Below are 10,036 nucleotides of genomic sequence, written 5' to 3' on the forward strand. Positions count from 1 at the left end.
GGCTCCGCCCGCCCCCGCCAGCGCCCTGATCACCCACACGGCACGACCGCCACGACACCGTGGTTCTCCCACCCATGTCTTCCCTCGGGCTCCGCCCGTCCCCGCCAGCGCCGTGGTCACCCAAACGGCACCTACACCATGCCCCTCCACTTCACCACTGCCACTCAATGTTCACCACTGCCCCCAATGGCAAGCCGACCGGTTGCGTAGGCCGGATGCGCACGGGTTCGTTGGTGCGCATCTCCGTGCCAACGAATAACCGATACACGGATCACATGGGCCAGGTGTGCACGGGTTCGTTGGTGTGCATGTGGGTGGTGTAGTGGAGGGTCATTTGGCGGAGGGCTTCGTGGTTGGCGCCGAGGGAGTGGAAGGTTTGGGATTGCCAGGTGGCGCCGGTGGTGTGGGTGAGGCAGCGTTGTTCGATGATGCCGAGGAGGCGGTCGCGGTAGGCGGGGGCTACGCCCCATTTGTCGAGGCCCTCGTGGGCCAGGGGGAGTAGGCGGCGGAGGATGAGTTCGGAGGCGGGGACCTCGCCCAGGCCGGGCCAGTAGAGGCGGGCGTCGAGGCCGTGGCGGGCGGCGGTGCGGAGGTTGTCTTCGGCGGCGGCGAAGGACATCTGGGTCCAGACCGGGCGTTCCGCGTAGGGGAGGACGCGCATCAGGCCGTAGTAGAAGGCGGCGTTGGCGGCGATGTCGACGACGGTGGGGCCGGCGGGGAGGACGCGGTTCTCGACGCGGATGTGGGGAAGGCCGTCGGCGACGGCGTAGACGGGGCGGTTCCAGCGGTAGACCGTGCCGTTGTGGAGGGAGAGTTCGCCCATGGCGGGCGTGCCCCCGCTGTCGAGGACCTCGCGGGGGTCCTCGTCCTCGCACATGGGCAACAGTGCCGGGAAGTAGCGAACGTTCTCCTCGAACAGATCGAAGACCGAGGTGATCCACCGTTCCCCGAACCACACTCGGGGGCGTACGCCCTGGGCTTTCAGTTCTTCCGGCCGAGTGTCGGTGGCCTGTTCGAAGAGGCTGATGCGGGTTTCGCGCCAGAGTTCCTTGCCGAACAGGAACGGGGAGTTGGCGGCCACCGCGACCTGGGCTCCGGCGATGGCCTGGGCGGCGTTCCAGTGGGCGGCGAAGGCGGGCGGGGTTACCTGCAGGTGGAGTTGCACGCTTGTGCAGGCGGCCTCGGGGGTGATGCTGTCGGCGTAGGTGTCGAGGTGTTCGACGCCTTCGATGTCGATGTGCAGGTCCTCGCCCCGGGCGGCGAAGATCTGCTCGTTGAGCAGTTTGTAGCGGGGATTGGCGGAGAGCGTCGCCTCGTTGACGTCTGATTCGCGGAGGGTCGGGAGGATTCCGACCAGCACCATGTGCCCACCGACGGTCCCGGCTCGCTCCTCGGCGTGGTTGAGCTTTTCGCGAACCGACTGTTCGAGGGCGAAGAGCCCGTCCTCGGAGAGATCCTGGGGCGCCACGTTTATCTCGACGTTGAACTGGCCGAGTTCGGTCGCCCAGTCGGGTTCCGCGATCGCGGCGAGCACCTCGGCGTTCTTCATCGTGGGCTCGCCGCGCTCGTCGACCAGGTTGAGCTCGATCTCCAGGCCTGCCAGCGGCCGGTCCGCCTCGAACCGCGACTCCCGCAACATCTGGGCGAGCACGTCCAGCGACCGCCGAATCTTGTCGCGATATATCCGGCGGTCTTCCCGGCTGAACGTTATGGCAGGTACATCACGTCCCATCCTTGAAGCGTCGCACGCGCGTCCGGATCAGACCAGGCGACGGGCGGTGGCCCAGCGAGAGAGTTCGTGCCGGTTGGAGAGCTGGAGCTTGCGCAGCACCGACGACACGTGCGTCTCGACCGTCTTCACCGAGATGAACAACTCCTTGGCGATCTCCTTGTACGCGTACCCGCGCGCGATCAGCCGGAGCACCTCGCGCTCGCGAGTGGTCAGCGAGTCGAGTTCCGGGTCGATCGGCGGGGCCTCGGTGGAGGCGAAAGCGTCCAGCACGAACCCGGCCAGACGGGGTGAGAAGACCGCGTCGCCCTCGGCCACCCGGTTGATCGCGTCGGTCAGCTCGGTGCCGTTGATCGTCTTGGTGACGTAGCCGCGGGCGCCGCCGCGGATCACGCCGATGACGTCCTCGGCCGCGTCGGAGACCGACAGGGCGAGGAAACGCACCTGGGACCCCGCCCCGAGCACCTGCCGGAGCACCTCCTGGCCGCCGCCGCCCGGCATGTGCACGTCCAGCAGGACGACGTCGGGTTCGAGTTCGGCGATCGTGCGCACGGCCGTCTCCACGTCCTCGGCCTCGCCGACGACCTGGATGGACGGCCCCAGCTCGGCGCGCACCCCGGACCGGAACAGCCGGTGGTCGTCCACGATCAGCACACGTACGGTCTTCATGGGGTCCTCTTCATCGTCAGCATGATCTCCGTGCCTTCGCCGGGCGCGGTCTTCACCCGGGCGCTTCCGCCGTTGCGTTCCATCCGGCCGATGATGGACTGGCGGATGCCCATCCGATCCTCCGGTACGTCGTCGAGGGTGAAGCCCTTGCCGCGATCCCTGACGAACAACGTCACCTCGTCGGGTTCGATCTCCAGGTAGACCGACACGACCGGGGATTCAGAATATTTCGCCGCGTTCACCATCGCCTGCCTGGCCGCGTGGAGCAAGGCCGAGAGGCTTTCGTCGAGTTCGCAGTCGCCCACGCAGACGATCTCGATGGGTACGCCGTGCGCGTCCTCCTCCTCGGCAGCCACCCGCCGGACCGCCGCCGCGAGCGTCGCGTCAGCGTCCTGTTTGGGCTGATAGAGCCAGTTGCGCAGCTCGCGTTCCTGGGATCGGGCCAGCCGGGTGACCTCGCGCGGGTCGTTGGCGTTGCGCTGGATCAGGGTGAGGGTGTGCAGCACCGAGTCGTGCACGTGCGCGGCCACCTCGGCCCGCTCCTCCTGCCTGATGCGCTCGGTACGCTCCCGCTGGAGCTCCTTCCACAGGCTGGCCAGCCAGGGCGCGGCGATCAGGCTGATGCCGCCGACCACGACCGCGGTGAACATCAGGCCGGTGCTGGCCTGGGCGAGCTGGTCCTGGGCGACCAGGAAGCCGATCGCGCCGACCACGACCAGCAGCAGGCCGACGCCCGCGCGCACCCAGGTTTGCCGGACCTGGCCGACCGTGCTGTTCATCCAGCGCTGGCGGCTGGCGGGGTCGGCCTGCTGCCAGAGGATCAGGGAGCCGATGCCGCCGATCGCGATCGGCCAGGTGGCGATGCCTCCCGCCGCGGTTCCGCTGAGCAGGCCGATGGCGGCCAGCACAAAGGCGACCAGACCGTAGGCGGCCGCCTGTCCCCAGTCGCGGCCCCGGTCCACGCGTTCGGTGGGCTCTCGGGGGGTGAACATCCAGAGCGCGGCGTACGCCACGATGCCCAGGCCGTCCAGGACGGTGAGCAGCACGAAGGCGAGCCGCAGCACAACGGGGTCCAGCCGTAACTGGTCGGCCGCCCCCTGCGCGACTCCCGCCACCACACGCCCGGACATGGGCCTGGTCAGCTTGGGAAACGCCGGTGTGGCGTCAGGAATCTCAGACATCGCCTCTGCATCGTCACATCTCGCACCAGAGTATGCATCAGGGCACGTCCCTGAGACCGAGTTCAGGGGTTCCCCCGATGGCAGCAACCCACCCGCAACGGCCACGATGGGACCATGACCGAAGCACCCTCGTCCGGGCCGAACCCGAAAGACCCGAACGCGGCGACCCCACATATCGCCACACCCCACCCTGAAACCTCCGACACCGACACCGTCGTCGGTGCGGAGGGGGTGTCCGAAACGGAGTCGATCGCGGCCTCCACCGCGGAATCGGTCACGCCACCTGGTACGACATCCGCCACCGAAACGGCCTCGCAGCCCATCAGCGAATCCACCACGGAATCGATCCCCCAGCCCACCCACGAACCCAACGCGAGCTCCGCCACCGAATCGGCCTCGCGGCCTGCTGGCGAATCCACCACGAAGTCACCCCCCCAGCCCGCTGACGGACCTGACGCGAGCTCCGCCGGCGAAGCGGGGTCGCAGGCTGGTGGGGCGATGGAGGCGCCGCGGTTTTTGCAGCGGAGTAGAGATGGGCGGATGTTCACGGGGGTATGTGCGGGGCTTGGGCGGTTCTCTGGGATGGATCCGGTTTTGTTCCGGGTCGGGTTCGCGGTGTTGGTGCTCGGGTCGGGTATCGGGATTTTTCTGTATATCGCGGCGTTCTTGTTGATGCGTGAGCCCGATGGGCGTCCGGGCTACATGGAGCAGTGGACGCGGCGGATCTTCGACGCGGAGACGGTGCTCGCGCTGCTCACGGCGGTGTTCGCGTTTGGGCTGATCATCAATGTGGCCTCCGGCGGGATCGGCCGGGGAACCATCGTGGTCGGCACGTTGCTGGCGATCGCGCTGCTGGCCGCCCACGCGCGCGGCGTCGATCTGCTGGCCATGGCCAGGTCCATCCCGGAACGCATGACCGGCCGCCGCGGCATGACCCGCGCCCCGGAAAGCGCCTTCGCCCGCCCGTTCGCCCCCTCGCCGTACGCGATGCCGGAGCCCGCGATGCCTCCCTCGCCCGGCCCGTACGGCTCCCCACCCCCGTACGTGGCGCCACGCCAAACCGGCGGTTACCGGAGACTGTCCGACCTGGCGCGCGAAGCCCGCAGCGCCACGTTCGCCCCCCCGGCAACCCCCCAGACCACCCCGCAAGCCGCTCCCCCGACAGCCCCGCGACCCACCCCCCGGCCGTACAACACGGGAGAGCCGTTCGCCCCGCGCGGGCCGTACGCGCCGAAAATGCCGGAGCGAGTCCAGCCGAGGCCGCCGAAGGTCAAGCAGAAGCGGCCCAAGTCATTCGTCGGCGGACTCACCATCTGCCTGGCTCTCATCGTTGGAGGGATCATGGTCGCGGTCCAGCAGTCCGGGACCGGTTCGATCAGTCTGCCGGTCGTCGGCGGGGCCGTTCTGGTCACGATCGGGGCGGGCCTGCTCGTGGCCACCTGGTTCGGCCGGGGCGCGGCCCTGGTCGCGGCGGGCACGATCGTGTCGCTGGTGCTGGTCGCCGGATCGAGTGTGAGCGGCATCCCGCGGAAGGTCGGCAGTTACAGCTGGCATCCGGTGGACATCTCGCAGGCCAGCCGGACGTACACGGTGGGCATCGGGGAGGGCCGGCTGGATCTGAGCGATCTCAAGCTGGCGCCGGGCGGCAGGACCAGGTTCGACGCCACCATCTCGGTCGGGCAGCTGATCGTGCTGCTGCCGGCGACCGCGCGGGTGGAGGTGTTCGCCTACACCCGGCTCGGCGACATCAAGATCGACCACAAGGTGGACGACGGCGCGGACGTGACCGTCAACCGGGTCCTGGAGCCGGAGATTCCCCCGGCCGACGGCGACGCCTCCACGATCGAGCTGCACGTCAAGGCGGGGGTCGGCGACGTGGAGGTGCGCCGTGTCGCCTAAGGACCTCGGCGAGGAGACCAATGTCTGGGCCTCGCCGCAGCCGGTGGAAGTCGACAAGCCCCAGCGCCGGGTTCACCGAACTGACTGGCTTGCCCTGCTCTGCGGCCTGCTGTTCATCGGATTCGGCATCCGCTACCTGATCCCGCCGAGCCCGGATCCGGTGCTCATGGTGCCCATCCTGCTGATCGGCCTGGGTTTCGCCGGTTTCATCGGGATTCTCAGCAAAGCCATCCGTAAGCGGTAAGTCATGTGATCGGCTAAGCGCGGCATGGAGGGTTGACCGCCACACTCACGGGCGTACGTTCACAAGTGTCCGTTTATCACTTGTGGTGCGGAGGCAGTATGTCTCGGATAACCGTCACCGTCGACGGCACCAAATACGAGGAAGAGGTCGAGCCACGACTGCTCCTCGTCCATTTCCTACGAGACCGGCTGGGGCGAACCGGCACCCCGATCGGCTGCGACACCAGCAACTGCGGGGCCTGCACGGTCCTGATGGACGGCCGGAGCGTGAAGAGCTGTTCGGTGCTGGCCGTTCAGGCGGACGGCGCCGACGTCCTCACCATCGAGGGCCTGGCGGAGCACGGCACCCTGCACCCGATGCAGCGCGCCTTCCACGAGGAGCACGCCCTGCAGTGCGGCTACTGCACGCCGGGCATGATCATGGCCTCCATCGACCTGATCCAGGACAATCCCGACCCATCCGAGGACGAGATCCGGTCGGGCCTTGAAGGTAATCTCTGCCGCTGCACGGGTTACTGCAACATCGTCAGAGCCGTACGCAAAGGCGCCCAGGCGATGGGAGCCACGCCATGAGCACGACGGAAGCCGAGATCGGCCGGGCCCGCCGCCGCAAGGAGGACGCGCGTCTGATCACCGGGCGCACCCAGTGGACCGACAACATCCAGCTGCCCGGCATGCTGCACGTGGCCTTCCTGCGCAGCCCGATGGCGCACGCGCGAATCACCCGGGTGGACGTCTCGGCCGCCAGGAGCCAGCCCGGCGTGGTCGCGGTCTTCAGCGGCCAGGATTTCGGCGACGAGCAGGGCAGCCTGCCGTGCGCCTGGCCGGTGACCGAGGACATCGTGATCCCCGACCACCCGCCGATGGCCACCAGCACGGTGCGCTACGTCGGTGAGGCCGTGGCCTGCGTGATCGCCACCGACCGGTACAAGGCCGCGGACGCGCTGGACGCGATCGAGATCGACTACGAGCCGCTGCCCGCCGTACTGGACATGAACGAGGCGCTGGCCGAGGGCGCGACGCCCGTGCACGAGGGCGGCAACAAGGCTTTCACCTGGAAGTTCGGCACCGGCGACGCGGACGCCGCGTTCCGGGACGCGCCGGTGGTCATCGAGCGCACCTACGTGCAGCAGCGTTTGATCCCGAGCGCGATGGAGCCGCGCGCGGTGGTGGCGCAGTCGGACGGCGAAAGCTTCATCGTGCACAGCGCCACCCAGATCCCGCACATCCTGCGGGTCATGCTGGCCGCCACCACGGGCATCCCCGAGCACAAGATCCGCGTGATCGCCCCGGACGTGGGCGGCGGTTTCGGCTCGAAACTGCAGGTCACCGCCGAGGAAGTGCTGACGCTGCTGATCGCCAAGCGGCTCGGCAAAGCGGTCAAGTGGACCGAGTCCCGCTCGGAGGGCAACCTCACCGTCCACCACGGCCGCGACCAGATCCAGCGGATCAGCCTGGCCGCCTCAGCCGACGGCGTGCTGCGCGGCGTCAAGGTGGACCTGCTCGCCGACATGGGCGCCTACCTGATGCTGGTCACGCCGGGCATTCCGCTGCTGGGCGCGTTCATGTACACGGGCGTGTACAAGATGGACGCCTACGACTTCACCTGCACCGGCGTTTTCACCACCAAAATGCCCACCGACGCCTACCGGGGCGCCGGGCGGCCGGAGGCCACGTACGCGATCGAACGCGCCATGGACGAGCTGGCGCACGAGATCGGCGTGGACCCGCTGGAGATCCGGCGGCGCAACTGGATCAAGCACGAGGAGTTCCCGTACGCGACGGCCGGCGGCCTGACCTACGACTCCGGCAACTACGAGGCCGCGACCGACCGGGCGATGGCCTTGTTCGGATACGACAAGCTGCGCGCCGAGCAGGCCGACCGCCGGGACCGCAACGACCCGGTCCAGCTGGGGATCGGCGTCTCCACCTACACCGAAATGTGCGGTCTTGCCCCGTCCCGGGTGCTGGGCAGCCTGCGGTACGGCGCGGGCGGCTGGGAGCACGCCACGATCCGGATGCTGCCCACCGGCAAGGTCGAGGTGGTCACCGGCACCAGCCCGCACGGCCAGGGCCACGAGACGGCCTGGTCCCAGATCGTGGCCGACTCCCTCGGCGTGCCGTTCGAGGACGTGGCCGTGCTCCACGGCGACACCGCCTCCTCGCCGCGCGGCATGGACACCTACGGCTCCCGCTCGCTCGTGGTGGGCGGCATCGCCGTGCTGCAGGCCTGCGAGAAGGTCAAGGAGAACGCCAAGCAGGTGGCGGCGCACCTGCTGGAGTGCGCGCCAGAGGACCTGGAGTTCACCGACGGCGCGTTCCGGGTGCGCGGCACCGAGGCCGCCAAGACCATCCAGGAGATCGCGCTGGCCACCTTCGCCGCGCACAACCTGCCGGACGGCTTCGAACCGCAGCTCGACGCGGGCAGCACCTTCGACCCGGAGGCGTTCTCCTTCCCGCACGGCACCCACCTGTGCGCGATCGAGGTGGACACCGAGACCGGCGAGTCGAAGATCCGCTCGTATGTGGCGGTGGACGACATCGGCAACGTGATCAACCCGCTGATCGTGGAGGGCCAGGTGCACGGCGGCATCGCCCAGGGCATCGCGCAGGCGCTCTACGAGGAGGCCGTGTACGACGCCGACGGCAACCTGCTCACCACCACCATGGCCGACTATCTGGTCCCGTCGGCCGCCGACCTGCCGGACTTCACCACCGCCCGTACGGTCACCCCCGCCACCTCCAACCCGCTGGGGGTGAAGGGCGTCGGCGAGGCGGGCACCATCGCGTCCACCCCGGCCGTGGTCAACGCCGTCGTGGACGCGCTCAGCCCGTACGGCATCCGCGACGTGGCCATGCCGTGCACGCCGGAACGCGTGTGGCGGGCGATCCAGGGAGGAACCTCATGATCCCGGCGAGTTTCGAGTATGTCCGGCCGTCCACGGTGGAGGAAGCCGCCCAGATCCTGCGGAACGCGGCAGGGGACGACGTCAAGCTGCTGGCCGGCGGGCAGTCGCTGCTGCCGCTGCTGCGGTTGCGGCTGGCCTACCCGGCCGCGCTGATCGACCTCGGCAAGATCGACGAGCTGCGCGGCGTCCGCGACGAGCCCGACCACGTCTTCATCGCCGCCATGACCACCCACGACGAGGTGGTCAAATCGGCGGTCGTGCAGGAGCAGTGCCCGCTGGTGGCGCTGGCCACCGCCCAGGTGGCCGACCCCGCGGTACGGCACCGCGGCACGTTCGGCGGGTCGATGGCGCACGCCGATCCGGCCGGGGACCTGCCCGCGGTGGCGCTCGCGCTGGACATGGAGTTCACGATCCTCTCCGCGGAGGGGACGCGGACCCTCCCGGCGTCAGAGTTCTTCGTCGACTACCTGGAGACGGCGCTGGGTCCCGGCGAGATCCTGCTCGGCGCGAAGGTCCCCAAGCTGGGGGCCGGCTGGGGCTTCCACTACGAGAAGTTCCACCGGACCGCGCAGGCCTGGGCGATCGTCGGGGTCGCGGCGGCCGTGAAGCGGGAGAACGGCACGATCTCCGAGGGCCGGGTGGCGCTGACCAACATGGGCTCCACCCCGGTGCGGGCCTTCTCGGTCGAGCGGCGGCTGCCCGGCGTGCCGGTGGCCAACGGGAACGGCGAGTTGCGCGAGGCCGCCTCGACCGCGGCCAACGACACCGAACCCCCCACCGACCTGCACGCCCGCCCCGACTACCGCCGCCATCTGGCGGTGGTGCTCACCGAACGGGCGGTACGCAAAGCCGCCGCCTGAGTGGCGGATCGCGCACACCCAGTCGTAGTGTCAGGGAAAAGAGAGAGAAACGGAGTCGAGCCATGGCGATGCGGTTCGAGCACGAGTTCACCGTGCCGGTCCCGGTCGAGCAGGCCTGGTCGGTGCTGCTTGACGCCGAGCGGGTGGCCCCGTGCCTTCCCGGCGCGTCACTCGACTCCGTGGAGGGTGACACCGTGACGGGCAAGATGCGGGTCAAGGTCGGCCCGATCACGGTCACCTACAACGGCACCGCGACCTTCGAGAACGTCGACAAGGACGCCCACACGCTCACCCTCAAGGCCTCGGGCAAGGAGGCACGCGGCGCCGGCACGGCCAGCGCCACCGTCGCCGCGCGCCTCGTCCCCGACGGCGACACGACCAAGGTCACCGTCGAGACCTCCTTCAACGTCACCGGCCGCCCCGCCCAGTTCGGCCGCGGCGTCATGAACGAGGTCGGCTCCCGCCTGATCGACCGCTTCGCCACCAACCTGGCCGCCATCCTCCAGGAAGGCGCCGCCCCCGAACCCGTGCCCACCCCCGAGATCC

At 69.2% G+C, this 10,036-nt stretch carries 9 protein-coding genes and 1 pseudogene; 7 read left to right on the top strand and 3 right to left on the bottom strand.

What is annotated here, in order from left to right; all coding sequences use genetic code 11:
• Positions 1–271 precede the first annotated feature (271 nt).
• The 3 genes from Aple_RS31740 to Aple_RS31750 are packed head-to-tail and all read right to left on the bottom strand — an operon-like array spanning position 272 to position 3,579.
• The gene (locus Aple_RS31740) at positions 272–1,732 is read right to left on the bottom strand and encodes a glutamate-cysteine ligase family protein (RefSeq protein WP_155348402.1); all 1,461 of its coding nucleotides are present in this window, start codon (positions 1,730–1,732) and stop codon (positions 272–274) included.
• A 27-nt stretch (positions 1,733–1,759) separates the two neighbouring features.
• Positions 1,760–2,398, bottom strand: coding sequence for a response regulator (locus Aple_RS31745; protein WP_155348403.1), 639 nt, complete (start codon positions 2,396–2,398; stop codon positions 1,760–1,762).
• The gene (locus Aple_RS31750) at positions 2,395–3,579 is read right to left on the bottom strand and encodes an ATP-binding protein (protein ID WP_155348404.1); all 1,185 of its coding nucleotides are present in this window, start codon (positions 3,577–3,579) and stop codon (positions 2,395–2,397) included. The genes Aple_RS31745 and Aple_RS31750 overlap by 4 nt, the downstream gene beginning before the upstream one ends.
• Before the next feature lie 498 nt (positions 3,580–4,077).
• Between Aple_RS31750 and Aple_RS56405 the strand changes: the two are divergent.
• The 7 genes and pseudogenes from Aple_RS56405 to Aple_RS31780 form a co-directional block, all read left to right on the top strand.
• A pseudogene (locus tag Aple_RS56405) lies at positions 4,078–4,248 on the top strand (PspC domain-containing protein); the annotation flags it as partial.
• Positions 4,249–4,251: 3 nt separating this feature from the next.
• Complete coding sequence (locus Aple_RS31755; RefSeq protein WP_246264919.1) at positions 4,252–5,478, top strand: LiaF domain-containing protein; 1,227 nt, start codon at positions 4,252–4,254, stop codon at positions 5,476–5,478.
• Complete coding sequence (locus Aple_RS31760; RefSeq protein ID WP_246264920.1) at positions 5,468–5,722, top strand: tetraspanin family protein; 255 nt, start codon at positions 5,468–5,470, stop codon at positions 5,720–5,722. Before Aple_RS31755 ends, Aple_RS31760 begins: the two co-directional genes overlap by 11 nt.
• Positions 5,723–5,820: 98 nt before the next feature.
• Positions 5,821–6,294 carry a (2Fe-2S)-binding protein gene (locus tag Aple_RS31765; protein WP_155348406.1) on the top strand — a complete coding sequence of 158 codons (474 nt, stop codon included), beginning with the start codon at positions 5,821–5,823 and terminating at the stop codon, positions 6,292–6,294.
• Positions 6,291–8,630: a xanthine dehydrogenase family protein molybdopterin-binding subunit gene (locus tag Aple_RS31770; RefSeq protein ID WP_155348407.1), complete on the top strand. Its 2,340-nt coding sequence runs from the start codon at positions 6,291–6,293 to the stop codon at positions 8,628–8,630. Before Aple_RS31765 ends, Aple_RS31770 begins: the two co-directional genes overlap by 4 nt.
• Positions 8,627–9,490: an FAD binding domain-containing protein gene (locus tag Aple_RS31775; protein ID WP_155348408.1), complete on the top strand. Its 864-nt coding sequence runs from the start codon at positions 8,627–8,629 to the stop codon at positions 9,488–9,490. Before Aple_RS31770 ends, Aple_RS31775 begins: the two co-directional genes overlap by 4 nt.
• Before the next feature lie 62 nt (positions 9,491–9,552).
• A partial coding sequence (locus Aple_RS31780) for an SRPBCC family protein (RefSeq protein WP_174889901.1) occupies positions 9,553–10,036 on the top strand: 484 nt, incomplete at its 3' end.

Origin of the sequence: Acrocarpospora pleiomorpha (genome assembly GCF_009687885.1) — a bacterium.
GTDB lineage: Bacteria > Actinomycetota > Actinomycetes > Streptosporangiales > Streptosporangiaceae > Acrocarpospora > Acrocarpospora pleiomorpha.